A 20,925-nucleotide genomic window follows, 5' to 3' on the forward strand; every position below is an offset into this window, starting at 1 on the left:
TAGCCTATTTATTAGTCTTACCAGGACCTAACCCTATGACCTTTGAACATGCACCTGCTCCCCGTTTTCCCTGGGTCAGCATTATCCTGCTCAATTACAATGGGTACCAAGACACCATAGAGTGCCTGGAAAGCCTGTTCAAGCTGGAGTACCCCTCTTTTTCCATTGTGGTGGTGGACAATAACTCTCCTGACCAATCGCTTGACCATATAAACGCCTGGTTGCAAAAAAACAGCCTAGAAACGGATAGCCTACAAAGTAAGATAAAAGCGGCTGGTGCCTTCTGGCAGCAGGTACCCTATGCGCCCGGCCAGTCCTGGCCTTCTTCAGAAACAAAAAAAGCATTGGTCACTACTGTACAGGCAGGACAGAATCTGGGCTTTGCGGGGGGCAACAATGTAGGCCTGCGCTTAGCCCAATCCCTTTTTGCACCAGACTTTGTTTGGTTTCTGAACAATGACACGGTGGTAGAATCCGATAGCCTAACCCAGCTGGTGCAGCAAGCCCAGCAGGACCAAAAGCAAGGCCTCCCCATTGGCATCTGGGGATCTAAACTCCTGTATTACCACCAGCGCGACACCATTCAGGCGATTGGCGGGAAACTGAACCTGACCACTTTGACTACCACCCATCTGGCCGAAGGTCAGAAAGATTCTTTGACCTACCAGGAACCCCATCCTTCCCTAGACTATGTGGTAGGTGCCTCTCTTTTTGTGAGCCGGGCCTTTATTGAAGCCGTGGGTCCTTTAAGTGAGGATTATTTTTTATATTTTGAGGAGTTGGATTGGGCCAAAAGGGGCCAAAAGGCCGGTTTTTCCCTGGGCTTTGTGCCGGCCAGTAAAGTGTACCACAAAGAAGGCCGTTCTATTGGCTCCCATTCAGCGGGAAAGAAAAAAAGTGACCTGGCAGATTACCATGGCATGCGCAGCAAGATCATCTTCTTCCGGAAATTCTACCCAGAAAGAGCCTGGCAATTGAACACGCTGGTCCTGGCTTCGGCTGTTCTGCGGGTGAGCAGGTTCCAGTTCAAAAGAGCCTGGCGGGTACTACAATTATTAGGAGGCGCGAAATGAACACCACTTTTAGCTACCGCCTCTCCCTTTCCTATGTGTTCTTGGTGACGCTGATCCTCCTGCTCCTGTTCAACGGCTTTATCACAAATTTTCTCTCCTTTACTTCCTTTGGGTTGGGAACCCTGCTGGTAGACCTACTGATCATGCTTCAGATAGCTCACTTGGTTCTGACCTTAGTCTACCTTTATTTCACCAACCAAAAGATAGACAAGGAGTGGTATCTCTTAGCCGGCATCTGGCTGGTCTTGTTGCTGCTCACCTTGGCCAAACTTCTTTTCATTGACGATAATGCTCTGCGTGACCGGGTTCTGGGGCTTCGGAACAACCTTATTTATTGCCTGCCGGTGGTGTATTTGCCGTTGTTTCTCCAAAAGGAGCACCTGATCAAAAAAAGCATAACTTTTCTGCTGACAGGCGGGGTGTTCCTGTGTCTGTTCGCCGTTTTCCAATTTGTTTTTTCCTCGCACCTCTCTTTAACCTGGCTGGTGTTGAGGGGCGAAGGAGCCTTCAGTTTCTATGACCAGGACATAACCCGCCCTACGGCTCTGATGGGCAATACCATCATCTTCGCCAGTTTCACGCTGCTGCTGTTTTCCCTGCTTTTTTCAAAATACATCACACAAAGAAAACGAATCTACCTGCTCATTCTGGCGATTGTTCTCACCGCCAACTATTTTACCTACACCCGGGCAACGCTGGTGGGCTTCCTTCTGATCGGGATGGCTATTCTGGTTTTGCATACGGGCCGGTGGACGGTACACTACGCACTCAAGGTCATAGTGTCTCTTTCCATCTTGCTGTCTTTGATCTTCGGGCTGGGGTACTATTTCCGGGACACCTTTTTGGTAAAACGGGTAACTGGCCGTGAGTTGAGCACCATTTCATCCAATGAAGGGCATTTCAGCATGATAGACGAGTCCATTCTGTATCTGAAGGAGCATTATCTGGCAGGGTCTGGCATTGGGTCACAGGGGCCAAGCGCCAATCCAGACACGGTCATCATCACAGATGGGTATTGGTTCCAGCTTTTCCTGGAGAATGGCCTCCCGCTGGGCCTGGTCTACCTGGCCTTCTACCTCTTCTGTCTCTTATATGCGCTACAGGCGTTCCTGAAAACCAAAAATCTGCTGTTGAAACAGCTTTGCTTGGCGTTTCTGGGCCTCAGCGTGTATTATTACGCCGCCTCCTTCATCAACTCCGCTTTTATAGGAAGGGTGAATTTCATCTTGTACTGGGTCTTGTTCGGCCTTATTGTGGCGCAACGCCTGATCACGAAAAAAAGCCACCATGCCCTCCCTCGTCATTGATGCCAGAATGGTCCACTCATCGGGCATTGGCGTGTACCTCCGGCAGCTGATTCCCTTGGTTGCCGCCCATTTCCAAATTACTTTATTAGGCAAGGTAGAGGAGTTTACCGAGCTACGGGAGCAGGCGGAATTTTCTGTTATCCCGGATGCCTCTCCTATTTATTCTTTGAAAGAGCAAAGGGCGCTTTTCTCCAAGGTTCCGGCCTGTGATATCTTCTGGTCGCCGCAATACAATGTCCCGTTATTCCCTATCCGGGCCAAGAGGCGGGTGGTCACCATCCATGACGCCTACCACCTGGCCTTTTGGCACACCTTGACACTGGCCCAGAAAGTGTATGCCCCAGTGGTGATGCGGGCCGCCACAAAGCTGTCTGACCAAGTTGTAACGGTCTCGAACTTCTCCCGCCAGGAGATCATCCACCACACCAAATGTTCTCCCGACAAGGTCAAGGTCATCTACAACGGTTTGGATCATACCCTGTTTAGGCCCTCCTTTTCAGAAAATGCCCGCGAAACCTTACAGCGGGCTATGCCCCATTTACCGGAAAAGTACCTGCTGTACGTGGGCAACGTGAAACCCCACAAGAACCTGATTACCTTGTTACGGGCTTACGCAAAGCTTTCGCCCGAGGTGCGGGAAACATATGGTCTGGTACTGGTTGGAAAAAAGGAAGGCTTTTTAACCCCAGACCAGGAGGTTTTCTCGTTTTTGGAGCAAGAGCCCGGACTGGCCCAGCGCGTCCATTTCACAGGGTATGTGCCAGATCCCCTTTTGCCGTTCCTCTATAATTGCGCATCTTTGTCCGTTTTTCCGTCGCTGTATGAGGGTTTCGGGCTTCCCCCACTGGAATCAATGGCCTGTGGATGCCCGGTTCTGGCCTCCAATGCCGCCAGTATACCGGAGGTTTGCGGGCAGGCCGCGATGTATTTCAATCCGTTGCACCCAGAAGAACTGACCAGTCAGATAGAGCTGGTTTTACGGGAGGAAAGGCTGCAACAGGAGCTTAGGCAGAAAGGGTTTGAGCAAAGCCAGAAATTCTCCTGGGAAAGTTCGGCCCACCAACATATACAACTGTTCCACACGCTGGCGGCTTTCGCGTAAGAAAAAGGGGTTTCTTTAAAAGGACCATGAAACGCGGGAAGGCCATTAGTTTATACCAATCATCAGAACTTTAGTGAAAGTAGCCATAGTACATGAGTGGTTCGTGGATTATTCCGGGTCAGAAAAGGTGGTGGAGCAGCTCCTGCAGGTGTTCCCAGACGCAGATCTTTTCTCCGTGATTGAATTCATGCCCGAGCACCTGAAGAAACACATCCAGCACAAACCCGTCACCACTACCTTTATCCAAGACCTTCCCTTTGCCCGGAAGCATTACCGGAATTACCTGTTCCTGATGCCGCTGGCCATTGAGCAACTGGATGTGACAGGGTATGATGTGGTGCTTTCCAGCAGCCACGCGGTGGCCAAGGGTGTTCTCACCCATGCCAACCAGCTGCATGTCTGCTATTGCCATTCGCCGGCCCGCTATGCCTGGGACCTCTACCACCAGTACCTGCGGGAAACCGGGTTAAATAAGGGCCTCAAAGGGTTCCTGGCAAAATTGGTATTGCACCGTTTCCGGCGCTGGGACATGTTTACCGCCTGCCGGGTAGATTACTTCCTGGCCAATTCAACGTACATCGCGCGTCGCATCAGGAAAAATTATGGCCGGGAAGCTACCGTGGTCTATCCGCCGGTAGACGTGGAGAACTTCACGCTGGCGCCCGCCCGGGAAAACTTCTACTTCACGGCCTCTCGGTTAGTGCCTTACAAACGTATTGACCTCATGGTGGAAGCGTTCAATGAGATGCCCGACAAACAGCTGCTGGTGATTGGCGAGGGGCCGGATTTTGAGAAGGTGAAAGCCATGGCCAAGTCTAATGTGACCTTGCTAGGGTATCAGCCATTTGAGGTGCTCAAAGACCACCTGCAGCGGGCCAAGGCCTTTGTGTTTGCGGCGGAGGAAGATTTTGGGATCACCCCGGTGGAAGCCATGGCGTGCGGCACACCCGTAATCGCTTTTGGCAAAGGCGGAGCCTTGGAAACCGTAACCCCGGAAACCGGTATTTTCTTTTATGAACAGGAAAAAGAGGCCCTGAAAGAAGCCGTGCTGCAGTTTGAGTTGGAAGGTTCCCGATTTGATCCGCAGGTAATCAGAAAAACCGCCCAAAAATTCAATCAACAAAGGTTCAGGGAAGAAATCAGGCAGTTTGTACAGGAGAAATACCATGAACTCAGGCAACGTTTCTAACACCGGGAACAACTTCGGGGAAAAGGCCTTTGTTTACTTGGTTTACTTGTATGCCGTAGCCCTGCCCTTGCGGTTTAACCTGAAAACCGTGCTTCTGTTCCTCTTCCTGGGCCTGCTGGCCTGGCAGGTCAGCAGAACGAAATTCCTGGATTTGTCTCTGTGGAGAAGTAATGCTTTCAAGGCCCTTGCTGGATACCTGGGGGTTTGCTTGCTTTCAGTTTTATATACCTCCGATCCCATTGAAACATTTGAGTTCATTTTAAGGCAGAGCACCCTCCTCCTGCTGCCTATAATTTTCTACCGAAAACTCACCTGGCCCCAGGTGCACCGGGCCCTGCTGCTTTTCTGCTTAAGCTGCTTTGCCTTGTCTGTTTATGCGCTTCTCTACACCATTAACCGGTATCAAACAGATATTCCAGCCCAGTTCCATTCGTTGGTTTCCTTGGACTGGACCTACTTTTCCTATTTCCTGCCGCAATACATCAAGTTCCACGCGCCTTACTACAGCCTCTATATTGGTACCTGCCTGATTATCCTGTCCTATTTCCTGTACACCTGCAGGGGAAAGGAAAACAAGCTACTTTTAGCAGGATACGCGCTGCTCTGGCTCTTTTTCTTCGCTTTTCAGGCGCTTCTTTCCTCAAGAATGTCATTGGTGGCTACCGTGGCAGTGCTTTCCCTGGTAGCCGTTTACCTGGCCTTCAAGGCTAAAAAGTACCTGCTGCTGCTGGCGGTGGTGGTGACAACGGTTGGAAGCAGCGCCCTGCTCCTGGAAAAGGTGCCTTACCTGCGGGCCAAGTTTAAGGAAAGTGCGGGCGTCTCCCAGCGGGAAATCATGTGGAAGTCGGCGGCAGACCTGATAAAGAAGAACCCTATATTAGGCTTCAGCCCCGGTGACACCGAAGATGCCCTGGTGCAACGCTATGCTGCCTATGGCTTCCAGGAGGGAGTAACCGGCCGGTTTGATGCCCATAACCAGTACCTCATGCACGGCGTTTCCCTGGGGCTGGTGGGAGTATTGGCCCTTTTGCTGGTGTTGTTCTTTTTCCTGCGGGAAGCGGTGCGCCGCAATAATTTCATCCTTTTCACCTTTGTGACGGTTTTTGCCCTTTGCTGCCTGACGGAATCCTTGCTCCAGCGCCGGGACGGGACCCTACTCTTTTCTTTTATCACCGCCCTGCTTTTTTTTAGCCCCAAGGAAAACCTACTGGTTCACCAGCCCAGGAGCCCAAAAGAGGAAACCTTGCTCCATTAATCAGCCCCGTTTAGTCTTTCTTTTCCTAAAACAGGGCCTAAAAGGAAATAGTCCACCTAGCTAAAATTCCCCTGTCAATTAACCCAGCACTTTTTGAAGGTGGGTTTCTGAAGGTGCTCAGGTTCCTCTCTGGTTTCCGGGGTATTTTTGTTTAAACAGGGTCAACCCCTTGGTGGAACCTTGTGTACCCATCTGGTCAGTTTCTTTTCTGAAATTGCTATCTTCGCAGCATTAGCAACTTCCGCATGAGCAAAGACAAACCATCCATCCCCAAGGGCACCCGTGATTTCGGGCCGGCCACGGTGGTGAAAAGAAATTATATTTTCTCCGTTATCAAGCGCACCTTTGAGAAATTCGGGTTTCTGCCCCTGGAGACCCCGGCCATGGAAAACCTGTCGGTGTTGACCGGCAAGTACGGCGACGAGGGCGACCAGCTTATTTTCAAGGTCCTGAACTCCGGTGACTTCCTGAGCAAGATCTCAGGCGAGGACCTGGAGGCCGGCTACAAGCCGCTTACCCGCAAGATCTCAGAGAAAGCCCTGCGCTATGACCTTACCGTGCCGTTTGCGCGCTACGTGGTCATGAACCGCAATGAGATCACCTTTCCGTTCAAGCGCTACCAGATTCAGCCGGTATGGCGCGCTGACCGTCCGCAGCGGGGCCGGTACCGCGAGTTCTACCAATGCGACGCCGACGTGGTGGGCACCAACTCCCTTCTCTGCGAAGCCGAGATCATTCTGATGATAGACGAGGTGCTGAGCACCCTGGGCTTGGATGATTTCACTATCAAATTCAACCACCGGGGCCTGCTGGCCGGCATTGCCGAAGCCATTGGCGCCAAAGGCCGCGAGGCGGACCTGTGCGTGGCCATAGACAAACTGGATAAAATAGGCAAAGAGGCCGTGAATGAGGAGCTTCGGCAGAAAGGGATTGAAGAAGATTCCCTGACCAAACTCCGGCCAATCCTGGGGCTTACCGGCGAAATCGCTGATTTACTGCCCCAGTTAGACACCTTGCTCCAAAACTCAGCAGAAGGGCAGCGTGGCATGCAGGACATCAGAGCCATGTTGTCTTACCTGGAGAGCTTCACCGTGCACAAAGCGCAAGTGCAACTGGACGTGACTTTGGCCAGAGGCCTCTCCTACTACACCGGCTGCATTTTTGAGGTGAAGGTAAACAATGCCCAGATGGGCAGCATCAGCGGCGGTGGCCGGTATGACAACCTCACCGGCATGTTCGGGTTACCGGGCGTGTCTGGCGTAGGCTTCTCTTTTGGCGTGGACCGGATCTTTGACGTGCTGGAGGAACTGAACCTGTTCCCCGAGGATAGCCAGACCATTACCCAGGTACTCATCTCCAATTTTGACGAGGCTTCCATGCTGTACTCCCTTCCGGTGCTGCAGGCGCTGCGGCAAGCCGGTATAGCGGTGGAACTGTACCCAGAGGCCGCCAAGCTGAAAAAGCAGATGGCCTACGCCGATCAGAAGAGCATCCCATATGTATTGCTGGTGGGCTCAGAGGAAATGGAAAGCGGACTGCTGAACCTGCGCAACATGCGCACCGGAGTGCAAGACCGCCTGACCGTGCCCCAGATCCTGGAACGCTTACAACCAAACGGTTCGCACTGATGGCCGGGCAGCACCTTATCTCCCTGGCCCCGCTCTCCTTGCAGGAGATCCGGCACGTGTTGAAAAGCAACGCCAGCCTGGCCCTCTCTGAGGAAGTGGAGCAGCGGATTCTGCGCAGCCATGCCTACCTGCACCAACACCTGAAAACTGCTTCGGGGCCCGTTTACGGAATCAACACCGGATTCGGGGCCTTGTGCAATACCACCATCTCCCCGGAGAACCTGGAAACGCTGCAACGGAACCTGGTCATGTCGCACGCCTGCGGCACCGGAGATGAGGTGCCGGCCGAGGTGGTGAAACTCATGCTGTTCCTCAAAGTGCAGTCGTTGGGGTACGGGTACAGCGGGGTGCAATTACCCACGGTGCATCGCCTGCTTTCCTTCTTTAACCGCGATGTGTACCCGGTGGTCTACCAACAGGGCTCGCTGGGGGCCAGCGGCGATTTAGCCCCATTGGCGCACCTCTGCCTCCCCTTGATTGGGTTGGGCGAGGTCCGGTTTCAGGAATTCAAGCTGAAAGGCCACGAGGTGCTGGACATCTTCAGTTGGGAACCGATAAAGCTACAGGCCAAGGAAGGCCTGGCCCTTCTGAACGGCACCCAGTTGATGGCAGCCTATGGCGCGCTGGTTTGTCTGCGGGCCCGGCAGATCGCGGCGGCCGCCGATGTGGTAGCCGCCCTTTCTTTAGAGGCCTTTGACGGGCTCAGTGCCCCGTTTTCGCCGCAGCTCCACCAGATAAGGCCGCATGCGGGGCAGGTCCAAACTGCCGCCCGCATCTTGCAGTTGCTGGCCCACAGTGAACTACAGCAAAAGCCGAAGTCCCAGGTGCAGGACCCCTATTCTTTCCGTTGCGTGCCCCAGGTGCACGGCGCCAGCCTGGATGCGCTGGATTACGCTGAAAAAGTCTTTACCACGGAGATTAACGCCGTCACCGATAACCCCAACATCTTCCCGGACGAGGAACTGATCCTGTCGGGAGGCAACTTCCACGGGCAGCCTTTGGCCTTGGCCCTGGATTTCCTGAGCATCGGCCTGGCCGAATGGGGCAGCATCTCAGAAAGGCGCACGTTCCAGCTTATCTCTGGGCAACGGGGTTTGCCGCAGTTCCTGATTCAGGAACCGGGGCTGAATTCTGGTTTCATGATTCCGCAATACACGGCCGCCTCAATCGTTAGCCAGAATAAGCAACTGTGTACCCCCGCCAGCGTAGACTCCATTGTCTCGTCCAACGGCCAGGAAGACCATGTGAGCATGGGCGCCAACGCCGCCGTGAAAGCCTACCGGGTGGTGCAGAACGTGGAGCGCATTCTGGCAATTGAATTGATGGCGGCGGTGCAGGCCCTGGAGTTCAGGCGGCCGTTGCGCACTTCCCCCGCGCTGGAGAAGGTCATTGCCGCGTACCGGGCCCAAGTGGCCCCGCTGGAACAGGACCGGGTGCTTCAGCCAGATATAGAGAAAAGTACCAGGTTTGTTCAGGAGTTTCCCTTTGAGGAGTTGATGACGTGAGAAAACGGTTTGCCCTTCTGCTGTTTTGGTTAGTCTGTAGCCTGGGCGCCTGGGCGCAGCCTTCCTTTCTGGCCTATAATGAGCAGAACCAACCGGTCACTACCTTCTGTGTGGGCGAACGCATCAGGTTCAAAGACAACACCCCGCGCAGCGCAGACCCCAACTTCACCGAGTTCTACGATTTCAACGGGAAAGACAACCAGGAGAAGTTTGAGGGCACGAGCCATATTTTCACCGTACCCGGCGAAGTGGTGGTTGTACAGCTGGCCTACGGGTTTGACCAGCGCCCCATTACGTTTACGGTAAAGGCTCAAGCGCCTGCCACCCCACCCCAGATCCAGAGGCTTTCCTTTATTCCCAACAGCGTGCAGATCCAGGTGAATTCCACGGCAGTCAATGACCTGATCCTGGAACGGGCGGCTTCTCCGGGGGGAGCATTCTCCCCCATTGATACCATCAAGAATGTGCCGGTTGGCTCTAGTCTGCAAACGTTAAAGACTACCATTACCACGGGCTGCTTCCGGTTACGGGTCACCAACAGTTGCACCAATGCTACCATTGTCTCTTCTCCCGTTTGCGCCCAAGATCTGCAGGTGACGGCCGGGGATAGGCGCAACCAACTTTCCTGGACCCCGAACGGAAGCCCTGGCCCCATCACCGGTTACCAACTGCTGCGGGGCGGAGAACCGTTCCAAACATTACCCGCCTCCCAAACCTCCTTCACGGATGCCCAGGTGGCTTGCGGCCGAAAATACAGCTACCAACTCGTCGCGCTGCTGCCCAACGGCGGGCAAACTGCCTCTTTACCCTTGGAGGTGGAGACCAAAGGGACCACTCCGCCCGCCGCCCCTTTGTTACTGGTGAGTTTTGACCTGCAGAACAAAGTGAAGCTTGACAACGTGGTACCGGCCCAGGAGACCTTTCTGAAGCAAACGGTTTTCAGAAGCCAGAATGGCGGCGCTTTCAGCCCTATTTTAGAAAATCAGCCCAAAACCACGGTGGACGCCAGCCTTTCCTCCCTGCCCGTTTCGCTGTGTTACCAGGTGGCCTACACCGATTCCTGTAGGTTGGTTTCTCCCAGAAGTGCCTCAGCCTGCCCCGCCCTGTTGACCGCCACCCTGCAGCCCAACGGGGGCGTGGAACTCACTTGGAAACCGTATGAAGGATTCCCCACCGGGGTTGGCAGCCAGCGGCTGGAACTGCTGGACGAGCAAGGCACCGTTTACTGGAGCCTTCCCGTGACCGGACATACCTACCTGGATGCCCAGCCGCAGGAGAAATACCAGCGCCTGACGTACCGGTTGGTTTCTACCGCCCAGAATGCCCCTTACGAAAGCTTCTCCAACACCGCCACCGTAGACCAGGGCTTCCAATTCCGTTTCCCTACGGCTTTTACGCCCAACCAAGACGGTCTGAACGATGTCTTCCGGCCGGTGGGCGCTCCCTTTGCCTCCCGCTTCACCCTGCAGGTATTGAATCGTTGGGGCCAGATCCTGTTTGAGAGCAAAGACCCTAAAGCAGGCTGGGACGGCACCCACGGCGGAAAACCCGCTCCTCCGGAAACGTACCTGTACCGCATGGAAGCCGTGGATGTGAACGGCCAGAAGATCACCCAGAAAGGCACCGTCACTTTGATCAGGTAGGTTTTGTGGGTGTTTTATGAAAAGCGACCCATAAATGTTGTGTTTTCTCCATTCCCTATTTCTTCTGTCTAACTAGTTATTGGCCTCCTTGGCATCTGGAGGCAAAAAGCCCTGCAAGGATCCTATTTCACCTACTTGCCTGAGAATCTTCCCCTTAAAAAAGTACTTTACCCAGAGTGCATAAGTAGAAGTGCGAAATCATTTGCCTATTTTCGCGCGGGCTTTTTAAACAAGGAAGGCCTCCTAACCAAACGGGGACCTCCCGTTGCTTCCTTTTCTACTCCATGCAGGCTCCCTCCCCGCGACTGGAATTCCTTGATTTTCTTCGGTTTTTAGCGGCCTTCGCCGTCATGCTCCAACATACTTTGGAGAGCAAGTCCCTGGCCTTCGCGGCATTCTGCACTGACTACTTCCAATTTGGGGTGTTTGGGGTCACGCTGTTCTTCCTGACGAGTGGCTTCATCATCCCCGTCTCCATAGAGAAGGCCCCGTCTTTGAAAGCCTTTTGGATCAATCGGGTGTACCGGTTATTCCCTTTGTATTACACCAGTATTCTGGTTTCACTGGTGCTGATCTACCTGGGGTGGATAGAAGGAAGCGTACCTTCGGTGGCTAGCCTGGCCGCTAATGCTGTCATGTTGGCTAAATTCCTGGGGCAGCCTTTGGTGCTGGGCCTCTATTGGACCCTGAACCTGGAAATGGTTTTCTACCTGCTGGTAACCGGGTTGTTTCTGGTGGGCCTGCTAAGAAAGAGTACGCTGCTTGCGGCGCTGGCCTTGGTCGCCGCTTTGCTGGTGGGCGTGGTAGGGACGCAGGTGCTGCACCTGTTTGAATCCGGCTGGGGATTGTGTTTCCAGTTGGCGACCATGTTTGTGGGTACCGTCTATTACCGCCACATGAAGGGTCAGGTTACCGGTAGAACCTGGAGCTTGGTGGTACTGGGCGCGTTGCTGGTTCTCTTTGCTATCACCTATTTCAACCTCTACGGAAAGGATGTCCCAGACGCTCTGGGCACCAGAAGTTTCTGGCCCGTGACCAATGCTTTCCTGCTCGCTTACCTTCTGTTTACCGGCTGTTTTCTGCTACGGCGGCTCTCTTACCCCAAACCCTTCCTGTTCCTGGGCCTGATCAGTTACTCCTTGTATCTAGTGCAGGCCACGGTGCTGGCCTTGGTGCTTCCGCAGATAGAGAATGTGTACCTTTCCACGGTGGTGGGCCTGGGAGCCACTATTCTGGTCTCCTATTTCACCTACACCTTCATTGAGAAGCCTTTTGTGCAGATTGGGAGAAAACGGGCCAGAAACGCCCCCGTGTCAGTACCCCGGTAGTGATAGGGATCCTGAACCATCTGCCTTCCGCATCCTCCACTTCTTTAGGAGAAGGGTACCGTTTAGACGCTGTTTTGTCTAAACCACCCTTAAAACGGCCCTCTTCTGGCTTTCGCTCCTTCACCTAAAAACCTTACTTTTGGGCCCAGGATCAAGGGCGGGTATCTTCTGCCCTTGATTCGCCGTTATGTTTGAGAAAACTTACTAAAAGAAGAAGACTATGTTTGACATGTTCGGGATGATGAATAAAGTGAAGGAGATGCAGGCCAAGATGAAAGAGGCCCAGGAGAATCTCCGGCACATCCAGGTATCGGCGGAAGCCGGCGGAGGCATGGTGAAAGCCACCGCCAGTGGTGACCGCCGCCTGCTCAAGGTGGAATTTGACGAGACCCTCATGAACCCCCAGGACAAAGAGATGCTGGCCGACCTGATCGTGGCCGCCGTGAACAAAGCCATGGACGAGGCCGGCGAACGCGGCAAGGAAGAAATCAAGAAACAAACCGAAGGCATGCTCCCCAACATTCCTGGCTTAGACCTGAGCAACTTTGGCTTATAATTCCCCTACGGTGGCGGTGGCGGTGGTGATCCTGAACTGGAACGGCCGCCGCTGGCTGGAGCAGTTTTTGCCCTCCGTTCTCCAAAACAGCCCTGAAGCGGAAGTAGTGGTAGCCGACAACGCCTCCTCTGATGACTCGGTGGCGTTTCTGCGGGAGCATTTCCCGCAGGTACGGCTTCTTCCCCTGGCAGAGAATTACGGCTTTTGCGAAGGCTACAACCAGGCCTTGCGGCAGGTGGAGGCCACCTATTATGTGCTGCTCAACTCAGACGTAGAGGTCACTCCCGGCTGGCTTTCCCCGCTGGTAGACCTGCTGGAACAGAATCCCCAGATTGCCGCCTGTCAGCCCAAGATCAAAAGCTTCCACCACCGCACCCACTTTGAATACGCAGGTGCGGCCGGCGGCTTTTTAGATGCCTACGGGTTCCCTTTCTGCCGCGGCCGCCTTTTTGACACCCTGGAAGAAGACCGCGGCCAGTATGATGACGTGCGCCCGGTTTTCTGGGCCACGGGTGCCTGCCTGTTCATCCGAGCCCAGGCGTTCTGGGAAGCGGGCGGGCTGGAGCCGAAGTTTTTTGCGCACATGGAGGAGATAGATCTTTGCTGGCGGCTGCAGAACCTGGGGTACCAGATCTATTACCAGGGCCACAGCACCGTGTACCACGTGGGCGGGGGCACTTTGCCCAAGGCCAATCCGCAGAAAACGTACCTGAACTTCAGGAATGGGGCGGCCCTGCTCTACCGGAACCTGGCCGAGGAAGAAGTAAACAAGGTCCTGAACGCCCGGCTGGTGCTGGACGGCGTGGCTGCGGCCCAGTATTTCCTGAAAGGCGAGTGGAAGGAAGTGAAAGCCATTTACCGGGCGCACCGGCATTTCTTTGCCGATAAACCTTTCTGGCAGCAGAAAAGGAAGGAAGGTCCTGTCAAAAAAAGGACGAGCCAGCTCACCGGCTGGAGCCCGCAGAGCGTGGTGTGGCAATACTTTGTGAAGGGGAAGAAAGAATTCTCTGCCTTAGATGTCCCAGACGGTACTGCGCTCCCGGCGTAGGTGCTTGCGTACGTTGAGCCAGAAAGCCAGCACCAGGTACACCAACAGCGGCGACCCGAACGTTAGGAAAGAGAGGTAGATAAAATAGAGACGGATGCTGCTGGTAGCGAACCCTAACTTTTCCCCTACCTTGGTACATACCCCAAAGGCCTGGGTTTCCAGGAAATGCTGTATATTCTTCATGGTTTGAAAAGTTAAACCTCTAAGATAAATAAAATTACAAATTCTACCGTAACTTTCCCATTAGTTAAGATTAGCCACTTGCGTCTAGTAACGTTTCTATACGTTTCTTGTTGTTTTTAAGATATGCCTTCAGTACTCTTTCGTCCCTTTTCTGCGTTCGGTTTCGTTTTATTCGCCTTGTTCCTTTCAGGCTGCACCCTTTCCAGAATGGCGAAGAAGGCTGAGAAGGGGCAGGTGATTACGGCCCAACCCCAGGTGCTGATGGTGCGGGGGGATAAGGTTCCGGTAGAGGTGCAGGCGCAACTCCCTAAAAACCTGCTGCGCAATGACTACCGGTACGGCATCAGGGTGTATTACAAAGGCACCAAAGGCATAGAGGAACACGTAGGGTCGCTGGGGTTTGATTTCGGGAACTACAACTTTGTGGAAGGCAAGCCAACCATGATGAGCGCTTTCGCCTTCCCGTATTCCCCTTCCAAAAGCACCGGGCAACTCCTGGCGCAGGGCGTGGTCACAGACCCCAAGGGCCGCAAGAAATATACGAAGGCCAAAGTGCTGGCCCAGGGCATCATCACCACGCCCCACCTGATCCAAACGGTGCATGCGCCGGCCTACGCCCCGGAGACCTTCCAGAAAGAGAATCCGGGACCTCTAAAATTCCCTATCTTCTTTGACCAGGGGCTGGCCACGCTGCGGCAGGGCTACGGCACCAACCTCCAACTGTTAGAAGAGTTCATCAAGTCCAATCAGAAAACCCGCAAGATAGACATCCTGGCCATGCATTCCCCGGACCAGGAAGAAACCACCACCCGCAACCTGGCCGCCAGAAGAGGGGTGGCGGTGGAGCGGTTCATCAAACAGAAAATAGAGACCGAGGCCTATAACAATACCGTCTCAGCCATTGATTTCAAGGTACGCACCCTGCAGAAGAACTGGGACGCGTTTCTGGGCAGGGTACAGAACTCAGCTATGCCCGAAGAGCAGATCCAGCAGATCCTGGGCATTGTGAACGGTCCCGGTTCCTTCACCGAGAAAGAGGAGAAACTGCAGGCTCTTCCCTCCTATGACTACCTGGAGATGTACGTGTACCCCGTGCTGCGCTTCGCGGAGGTGACCGTGGATTACCAGGCCAACCCGCGCCGGGATTACGAGGTGTACCTGCTGGCCAAGAAAATAGTAGAGAACCGGGCCAACGCCGACGTGCTCACCGCCGAGGAAATGCGCTACGCCGCCACCCTTACCCCTTTGCTAGCCGAGAAGAAGCGGATCTATGAATCTGCCGTGGAAACGTACATGAACTGGCAGTCGCTGAATAACCTGGGCATGGTTTTCTTTGAGCAGGCCCAGAAAGAGATCAGACCCAAGGTAAAAAAAAACCTGCTGGAAAGCGCCATCCTGAACCTCAGGTACGCCGCCCACCGCAAGCCCGAGGCCCAGCAATTCTACAATCTGGCCGTGGCCTACCACCAGCACGGCGACCCACTGGAGGCCCTGCAGAGCTATGACTACGCCATTCGGCTGGGCGGTCCCCTACCGGTATTGCAACAGGTCTTCACCGACAAAGCAGCCCTTGAATTGAGCATTGGCCAGTATGATGATGCGGTGCGCAGCCTTTCGTACGCCGGCAGCGGATATGCCGCCCAATTCAACATGACGCTGTTATACTTCCTCAAAGAGAACTATGAGGGCGCCGCGGAACTGGGGCAGAAACTTCTGGATAGTTACCCCAAAGACCCTACCGCCCATTACCTCATGGCCGTGATAGGGGCCCGCAGCCAGAAGGAAGACCTCATGGCCCAGCACCTTCGGCAGGCCGTGAAAGCCAAACCCACCCTGGCGGAGAAAGCCATTGACGACCTGGAGTTCAAGCAGTACCACAAATCGGCGGCCTTTGCCGCGGCCCTCAAACCATAAGGTTGGTACCCGCCCCTGCGGTTTAGGTCTCCTTTTAGGAAAAAGGCCCCTAAAACAGATGCCACCAATCGTTCCCTTTAAGGCAGATGCGTTTTTTTTATTGTGCGGCATGTCTTAATTTTACCCTTTAGATAGACGTTGAAAAATCTTACTATGCGAACCATACAATTCAGAGAGGCATTGCGTGAGGCAATGAGCGAAGAAATGCGCCGCGACCCGAAGGTGTTCCTGATGGGCGAGGAAGTTGCCGAGTACAACGGTGCTTACAAAGTGAGCCAGGGCATGCTGGACGAGTTTGGTCCGGAGCGCGTGATTGACACTCCTATTGCTGAACTAGGCTTTGCCGGTATTGGGGTAGGCGCGGCCATGAACGGTCTTCGGCCCATCATTGAGTTCATGACCTTCAATTTCTCTTTGGTGGCCATTGACCAGATCATCAACTCTGCCGCCAAAGTGATGTCTATGTCTGGCGGACAGTATTCTGCGCCTATGGTGTTCAGAGGCCCTACCGGGAACGCCGGTATGCTTTCCAGCCAGCACTCCCAGAACTTTGAGAACTGGTACGCCAACACCCCCGGCCTGAAAGTAGTGGTTCCTTCTAACCCCTATGACGCCAAAGGCCTGTTGAAGTCGGCCATCAGAGACAATGACCCGGTGATCTTCATGGAGTCTGAGCTCATGTACGGTGACAAAGGCGAAGTGCCAGAAGAAGAATACCTCATCCCTATCGGCGTAGCCGATACCAAGCGCCAAGGCAAAGACGTGACCATCGTGTCCTTCGGGAAAATGGTGAAGCTGGCTCTGCAGGCCGCCGAGGAATTAGCCAAAGACGGCGTAGAAGCAGAGGTGATTGACCTGCGCTCTGTGCGGCCAATTGACTACAAAGCCATTGTGGAGTCTGTGAAACGCACCAACCGCCTGGTAGTGGTGGAAGAAGCCTGGCCACTGGCCTCTATCTCTTCTGAGATCGCCTTCCATGTGCAGCACAACGCTTTTGATTACCTGGATGCCCCGGTGAAGCGGGTGACCTGCCGCGACGTTCCGTTGCCGTATGCCCCTACCTTGATTGAGGCGTCCCTGCCTAACGTGAAGCGTGTGATCCAGGCTGTAAAAGACGTAACTTACGCCAAAGCGTAGTCTTTCAATAATAACCTGCAAGAGCCGACCTTTATAGCAATGGTCGGCTCTTGTCTTTCAAGCCATTTTTGGCCTGGTTTCCCTAAAAGCCCCTTTAAACAGGATGATCCAGAAAAACCTTAAGACGGTGCTGGCGGCGGCGGTTCTTTTCCTGGCCACCACGGCAGCCTGTACTGAAACCTCTGAACTGGAGGAAGTGGTGCTGCCGGTTCCCGTGGAAGAAACCGTGGATTTCCCCCGGGTGCCCTTGACGCGTGACACCACCATCACCCTCAAAGTGCTGTACCGGCCAGAGAACGGGTGCGGGCGGTTCTCCCGGGCCGACTCGGTGGTCACCCCCCAGAGAATGGATTTGACCATATTCGCCGCCTACCCGCTAGAGAGCCAGCAAGCCATCTGCGCGGACATCTCAAAGCAGGTGGCATTTACCTTCCGGTATAAGACCACTACCCCGGGCCGGCATTATTTCCGGTTCTGGCAAGCCGACAACAAGTACCTGGTAGATTCCATAGAGGTGAAATAAACCTTTGAAAAGCTTTCAAAGCCGTGGCCCCGTTTACGCCTTGTTTCTAAGGAATAAGGCGTAAACGGGGCCACGGGCGTTTTAGGTAAAGGATGGTTAGGCCAAGGTCAGCCGCGCGATGTAGTGGTCGTCCTCTTCCTGAAGGAGGAGTTCAGCGTTGAAGCCGGCTTCCTGGGCGTACTCCTGCAGCAGGTCAAAATTGATGAAAAGCCAAGGGAAAGGCTCACTCCGCTCCTGCCCAAATTCCATGAGGTAGGTGAGTTCGCCGTAATAGGCCCCGTTCAAATCCAGCAGCACAGAGCCGTCTTCCTCTTCATACAGGTACAGGATGTCAGAGGATTCCAGCAGGATCTGCCCGCCAGGCGCCAACCATTTTTTGCAGGTAGCCAGGAAATCCGGCAGCCCTTCCAAAGTGCCGGCCAAGCCAATGCCGTTCATGAGCAGCAGCAAGGTGTCATGCGGTGCAGGCGGCAACGTGAAGAAATCACCGGGCAGCACGTTTTTAACACCCCGGGCTTTCTGCACCTGGGTGGCGCGCTCAGAGATTTCCAGGGCCGTCACCTCCACTCCGCGGGCCTGCAGGGCCAGCGCATGTGAACCGGCTCCTGCCCCTACGTCCAGCACCCGGCCCGTGGCCAGGTTCAGGGCCAACTGCTCCCGTTCCGGCATCTCGGCAAATTCCCGGAAAAGGTAAGCCGCGGGCAATTCATCGGCTTCCATCTGGTCTGAATAGACGGTGATGGAGGCTTTTTTATTTCCTTCCCAATAGGCCTTGATGGCGGCACCCATGGGATCTGGTTTTTCTGATAACATGCAACAGTAGGTAAAACCCAAAATTACGAATTCCCCGGCGGCTTCCCTTGCGTTTTCTACATCCGCATGGCGCCCGCACTTATCAACCGGCCTTTTCTCCCTTATTTTCTTAAAATCGCCGGTAAACGTTTAGGAAAGTCATGTGGTTGAGAATCCCTGCCAGAACCAAGTTGTTCTCTGTTTCTTTCCAGTGATTGCTCTGATTGGCTTAGGCGGTGGTACTTTCGGCAGGCTTCTTTACCGGGGTCATCTTCCCTTCAGGCAAGGGTTTTTCGGTCCGAAAGACCTAAATGTATGGGCAGAGATTTCCCTTACTGGGGTGAATAAGGCCTTTCTTCTTTTTGTGGTCTGGCGGCAACCTTTATCTTTGGAACATTCATTGACCACCCTTCCCCCGTTAAGGGCTTTGCCTTATGAAGTTAATTACCACCTTTTACACCGCCGTCGGGTTGATTCTGGCCATGTTCTGTATTGTGACGGCAGGGTACCTGTGGCAAACCAAGAAGGTCAGGAAAAGCATTGATGACGTTCTCTACACCGCCAACCTCATACGGGAAGGGGAACAGGCGCAAAAGCTGATGCTGGACATGGAGACCGGGTTCAGGGGGTACCTGCTCACCGGCAACAAAGAATTTCTCATCCCCTATTACAAAGGCAAATCTCAATTCACCTTCAGTCTTGCCTTGCTTGATTCCCTCACCAAAAACCATCCGCGGCAGAACAGGCAAATCCAACTTGTCCGGAAAGATGCGGAGAATTGGATAAACTCCTTTGCCACTCCGCTGCTGGAAAGCAGGGCCAAAACCCACCTGAGTCCTAAGCATCGGCAGCAATACGATTCCCTGTTCCAGGCCACCGCTCAACAGGGCACCGGAAAGAAGATCATGGACCAGGCCCGCACCCGGTTTGAAGCCATGGAAAAGCACGAGGAGCAGGTGAAACTGAACCGTTTAGGAGACCTGAATTTCTCCCTCACCAGAACAAACGAGATCGCCATTGGCCTCACCCTGATTTCTATCCTGGCTGGGGGTATCACGGCCTATCTGTTTGGCAAAACCGTCAGAAAACGGTTCCGGAAGATGAACCACCTGGCCTACCGCATTGCCCAGGGAGACTACAATGTGTCTTTGGAAGACAAGCACCAGGACGAGATCAGCAGCCTGACCCACTCCCTCAACGTGATGGCCCGGAAACTGCGCACCAGCTTTAACCACCTCACCAAAATGAACAAGGAGCTGGACCAGTTTGCCTATGTGGTATCGCATGACCTGAAGGCCCCCCTGCGGGCGATCAACAACCTGGCAGAATGGATAGCGGAAGACCTGAAGACCGATGACCCGGACATCCTCAACAACCTCACCATTCTCCGGGGCCGGGTGCTACGCATGGAGAACCTGATCAACGGCATCCTGGACTATTCACGGGTGGGCCGCCAGGCCTTGCCCCCCAGCACGTTCTCCACCCAGGACCTGCTCAAGGAAACCCTGGAGAACCTGGCCCCGGCGGCCTCCTTCCAGGTGAAGGTACCGGCTCCCCTGCCTACCATTTGCGGAGAGCGGACGCTTTTTTACCAGGTTCTTTCCAATCTGCTCAGCAACGCCTTCAAGTACCACCACACCCAGGAAGGCGTAATAGTGGTAAGTGCCAGGGAATTGCCGGACTTTTACCAATTTGAGGTGCGGGATGATGGCCCGGGCATCGCCAAAGAATACCATTCCAAGGTATTCGGGATTTTCCAGACCATGCACGCCCGTGACGTAAAAGAAAGCACCGGCATAGGCTTGTCTATTGTGAAGAAGATCATAGAGGAAAAAGGCGGCCAAATCTGGATTGAATCTGAGAAAGGCCAGGGCACCGCCTTCTTTTTCACCTGGCCCAAACAACCTGAAACCAGCCCCACCTCTTCTTTTGTTGCCCATGAATAGCCAAGACCCTTCCTGCCAGCAGCAGCTGGAGGCCCTCAAAGAAGAATACGAGGAATTCGCCTACATTGTCTCCCATGACCTGAAGGCTCCCTTGCGGGCCATCCACAACCTGTCTGCCTGGATCAGGGAAGACCTGGGCGAAGGCCTGGACCCCGACATCCAGAACAATATCCACCTGCTTCAGCACCGCACCGAGCGCCTGGAGCGCATGATCAACGGCCTGCTCCTGTTTTCCCGGGTGCCGCGCTATGACCTGGAGGTGCGGGAAGTGAACGTAGAAAACCTGGTAACTCAATGGGTTGCCGACCAAGGTCCTGATGTTCCCGCCAAGGTGCACACGGCCCACTTGCCTACTTTCACCACTTATGCCAGAAAGCTGGAGACCGTGCTGCACCATTTGCTGCAGAATGCCCTGAAGTTCAACACCCAGGACACCCCTGAGGTATGGGTGGAGGCGGCCGAGCAGGAAAGCCAGTACGTGTTTACCGTGAAAGACAACGGGATAGGCATACCACCCGATTCCCACAGCAAAGTCTTCAAAATCTTTTACTCTGTGCAACCCAAAGAGCAGCAGGAGAACCTGGGGGTGGGTCTTTCCATTTCCCGCAAGATCATCCAGTTTGTGGGAGGCTCCATCTCACTGGAGTCGGAGGCCGGTCAGGGCGCTACCTTTACCTTCACCTGGCCCAAAACAGTTAAGGAGCCTGCCCTCTAATTTATACCAAAAAGGCGCTGGCAGGTGAAGGTTCTGGCCAGTGCCCGCTTAAACAAGGAATTACCTTTTTATCCGTTACCA

The 20,925-nt window shown here is 54.1% G+C and carries 18 protein-coding genes; 16 read left to right on the forward strand and 2 right to left on the reverse strand.

The window, feature by feature from the left end; translation table 11 throughout:
• The first annotated feature begins 35 nt into the window (after nt 1-35).
• From FOE74_RS10425 to FOE74_RS10475, 11 genes are all read left to right on the forward strand, one after another.
• On the forward strand, nt 36-1,073 hold the full coding sequence (locus tag FOE74_RS10425; protein WP_149098535.1) for a glycosyltransferase family 2 protein: 1,038 nt from the start codon (nt 36-38) through the stop codon (nt 1,071-1,073).
• Nucleotides 1,070-2,380, forward strand: coding sequence for an O-antigen ligase family protein (locus FOE74_RS10430; protein ID WP_149098536.1), 1,311 nt, complete (start codon nt 1,070-1,072; stop codon nt 2,378-2,380). Before FOE74_RS10425 ends, FOE74_RS10430 begins: the two co-directional genes overlap by 4 nt.
• Nucleotides 2,361-3,482, forward strand: a complete 1,122-nt coding sequence (locus FOE74_RS10435; protein WP_149098537.1) for a glycosyltransferase family 4 protein — start codon at nt 2,361-2,363, stop codon at nt 3,480-3,482. Before FOE74_RS10430 ends, FOE74_RS10435 begins: the two co-directional genes overlap by 20 nt.
• 73 nt (nt 3,483-3,555) lie before the next feature.
• Nucleotides 3,556-4,671, forward strand: a complete 1,116-nt coding sequence (locus FOE74_RS10440) for a glycosyltransferase family 4 protein (RefSeq protein ID WP_188686602.1) — start codon at nt 3,556-3,558, stop codon at nt 4,669-4,671.
• Nucleotides 4,649-5,926, forward strand: coding sequence for an O-antigen ligase family protein (locus tag FOE74_RS10445; RefSeq protein WP_149098539.1), 1,278 nt, complete (start codon nt 4,649-4,651; stop codon nt 5,924-5,926). Before FOE74_RS10440 ends, FOE74_RS10445 begins: the two co-directional genes overlap by 23 nt.
• Nucleotides 5,927-6,171: 245 nt before the next feature.
• On the forward strand, nt 6,172-7,554 hold the full coding sequence (hisS, locus tag FOE74_RS10450; RefSeq protein WP_149098540.1) for a histidine--tRNA ligase: 1,383 nt from the start codon (nt 6,172-6,174) through the stop codon (nt 7,552-7,554).
• Nucleotides 7,554-9,059, forward strand: a complete 1,506-nt coding sequence (gene hutH, locus FOE74_RS10455; RefSeq protein WP_149098541.1) for a histidine ammonia-lyase — start codon at nt 7,554-7,556, stop codon at nt 9,057-9,059. Before hisS ends, hutH begins: the two co-directional genes overlap by 1 nt.
• Nucleotides 9,056-10,702, forward strand: a complete 1,647-nt coding sequence (locus FOE74_RS10460; protein ID WP_149098542.1) for a T9SS type B sorting domain-containing protein — start codon at nt 9,056-9,058, stop codon at nt 10,700-10,702. The genes hutH and FOE74_RS10460 overlap by 4 nt, the downstream gene beginning before the upstream one ends.
• Nucleotides 10,703-10,986: 284 nt before the next feature.
• Nucleotides 10,987-12,030 carry an acyltransferase family protein gene (locus tag FOE74_RS10465; protein WP_149098543.1) on the forward strand — a complete coding sequence of 348 codons (1,044 nt, stop codon included), beginning with the start codon at nt 10,987-10,989 and terminating at the stop codon, nt 12,028-12,030.
• Nucleotides 12,031-12,250: 220 nt separating this feature from the next.
• Nucleotides 12,251-12,586 (forward strand): YbaB/EbfC family nucleoid-associated protein, encoded by a 336-nt coding sequence (locus FOE74_RS10470; RefSeq protein WP_149098544.1) that lies wholly within the window; start codon nt 12,251-12,253, stop codon nt 12,584-12,586.
• On the forward strand, nt 12,576-13,634 hold the full coding sequence (locus FOE74_RS10475) for a glycosyltransferase family 2 protein (RefSeq protein ID WP_225840768.1): 1,059 nt from the start codon (nt 12,576-12,578) through the stop codon (nt 13,632-13,634). Before FOE74_RS10470 ends, FOE74_RS10475 begins: the two co-directional genes overlap by 11 nt.
• Here FOE74_RS10475 and FOE74_RS10480 read toward each other — a convergent pair.
• A complete protein-coding gene (locus tag FOE74_RS10480; protein WP_149098545.1) occupies nt 13,599-13,817 on the reverse strand; it encodes a PspC domain-containing protein in 219 nt (72 codons plus the stop codon). The genes FOE74_RS10475 and FOE74_RS10480 overlap by 36 nt on opposite strands.
• 207 nt (nt 13,818-14,024) lie before the next feature.
• On the opposite strand from FOE74_RS10480, the gene FOE74_RS10485 reads away from it, so the two are divergent.
• The 3 genes from FOE74_RS10485 to FOE74_RS10495 all read left to right on the forward strand — a co-directional run bounded on the left by FOE74_RS10485 (nt 14,025) and on the right by FOE74_RS10495 (nt 17,391).
• Nucleotides 14,025-15,731, forward strand: a complete 1,707-nt coding sequence (locus FOE74_RS10485) for a tetratricopeptide repeat protein (RefSeq protein WP_149098546.1) — start codon at nt 14,025-14,027, stop codon at nt 15,729-15,731.
• 153 nt (nt 15,732-15,884) lie between these two features.
• A complete protein-coding gene (locus FOE74_RS10490; protein ID WP_149098547.1) occupies nt 15,885-16,868 on the forward strand; it encodes a pyruvate dehydrogenase complex E1 component subunit beta in 984 nt (327 codons plus the stop codon).
• A gap of 103 nt (nt 16,869-16,971) precedes the next feature.
• Nucleotides 16,972-17,391: a hypothetical protein gene (locus tag FOE74_RS10495; protein ID WP_149098548.1), complete on the forward strand. Its 420-nt coding sequence runs from the start codon at nt 16,972-16,974 to the stop codon at nt 17,389-17,391.
• Nucleotides 17,392-17,487: 96 nt separating this feature from the next.
• Here FOE74_RS10495 and FOE74_RS10500 read toward each other — a convergent pair whose 3' ends face one another.
• The gene (locus tag FOE74_RS10500) at nt 17,488-18,204 is read right to left on the reverse strand and encodes a class I SAM-dependent methyltransferase (RefSeq protein ID WP_149098549.1); all 717 of its coding nucleotides are present in this window, start codon (nt 18,202-18,204) and stop codon (nt 17,488-17,490) included.
• A gap of 413 nt (nt 18,205-18,617) precedes the next feature.
• On the opposite strand from FOE74_RS10500, the gene FOE74_RS10505 reads away from it, so the two are divergent.
• Both FOE74_RS10505 and FOE74_RS10510 read left to right on the forward strand, forming a co-directional pair.
• Nucleotides 18,618-20,129, forward strand: coding sequence for a sensor histidine kinase (locus FOE74_RS10505; RefSeq protein ID WP_149098550.1), 1,512 nt, complete (start codon nt 18,618-18,620; stop codon nt 20,127-20,129).
• Nucleotides 20,122-20,844: a sensor histidine kinase gene (locus FOE74_RS10510; protein ID WP_149098551.1), complete on the forward strand. Its 723-nt coding sequence runs from the start codon at nt 20,122-20,124 to the stop codon at nt 20,842-20,844. Before FOE74_RS10505 ends, FOE74_RS10510 begins: the two co-directional genes overlap by 8 nt.
• The last annotated feature ends 81 nt before the right edge of the window (nt 20,845-20,925 follow it).

This window comes from Rufibacter glacialis, assembly GCF_008271745.1.
Lineage (GTDB): Bacteria > Bacteroidota > Bacteroidia > Cytophagales > Hymenobacteraceae > Nibribacter > Nibribacter glacialis.

Bases quoted from the DNA above. Each gene is read 5' to 3' on its own strand.
- FOE74_RS10430 (WP_149098536.1), top strand. From the start codon at position 1,070: ATGAACACCACTTTTAGCTACCGCCTCTCCCTTTCCTATGTGTTCTTG.
- FOE74_RS10425 (WP_149098535.1), top strand. From the start codon at position 36: ATGACCTTTGAACATGCACCTGCTCCCCGTTTTCCCTGGGTCAGCATT.
- hisS (WP_149098540.1), top strand. From the start codon at position 6,172: ATGAGCAAAGACAAACCATCCATCCCCAAGGGCACCCGTGATTTCGGG.
- FOE74_RS10480 (WP_149098545.1), bottom strand. From the start codon at position 13,817: ATGAAGAATATACAGCATTTCCTGGAAACCCAGGCCTTTGGGGTATGT.
- FOE74_RS10510 (WP_149098551.1), top strand. From the start codon at position 20,122: ATGAATAGCCAAGACCCTTCCTGCCAGCAGCAGCTGGAGGCCCTCAAA.
- FOE74_RS10500 (WP_149098549.1), bottom strand. From the start codon at position 18,204: ATGTTATCAGAAAAACCAGATCCCATGGGTGCCGCCATCAAGGCCTAT.
- FOE74_RS10485 (WP_149098546.1), top strand. From the start codon at position 14,025: ATGGCGAAGAAGGCTGAGAAGGGGCAGGTGATTACGGCCCAACCCCAG.
- FOE74_RS10495 (WP_149098548.1), top strand. From the start codon at position 16,972: ATGATCCAGAAAAACCTTAAGACGGTGCTGGCGGCGGCGGTTCTTTTC.
- FOE74_RS10435 (WP_149098537.1), top strand. From the start codon at position 2,361: ATGCCCTCCCTCGTCATTGATGCCAGAATGGTCCACTCATCGGGCATT.
- FOE74_RS10505 (WP_149098550.1), top strand. From the start codon at position 18,618: ATGAAGTTAATTACCACCTTTTACACCGCCGTCGGGTTGATTCTGGCC.
- hutH (WP_149098541.1), top strand. From the start codon at position 7,554: ATGGCCGGGCAGCACCTTATCTCCCTGGCCCCGCTCTCCTTGCAGGAG.
- FOE74_RS10445 (WP_149098539.1), top strand. From the start codon at position 4,649: ATGAACTCAGGCAACGTTTCTAACACCGGGAACAACTTCGGGGAAAAG.
- FOE74_RS10465 (WP_149098543.1), top strand. From the start codon at position 10,987: ATGCAGGCTCCCTCCCCGCGACTGGAATTCCTTGATTTTCTTCGGTTT.
- FOE74_RS10470 (WP_149098544.1), top strand. From the start codon at position 12,251: ATGTTTGACATGTTCGGGATGATGAATAAAGTGAAGGAGATGCAGGCC.
- FOE74_RS10490 (WP_149098547.1), top strand. From the start codon at position 15,885: ATGCGAACCATACAATTCAGAGAGGCATTGCGTGAGGCAATGAGCGAA.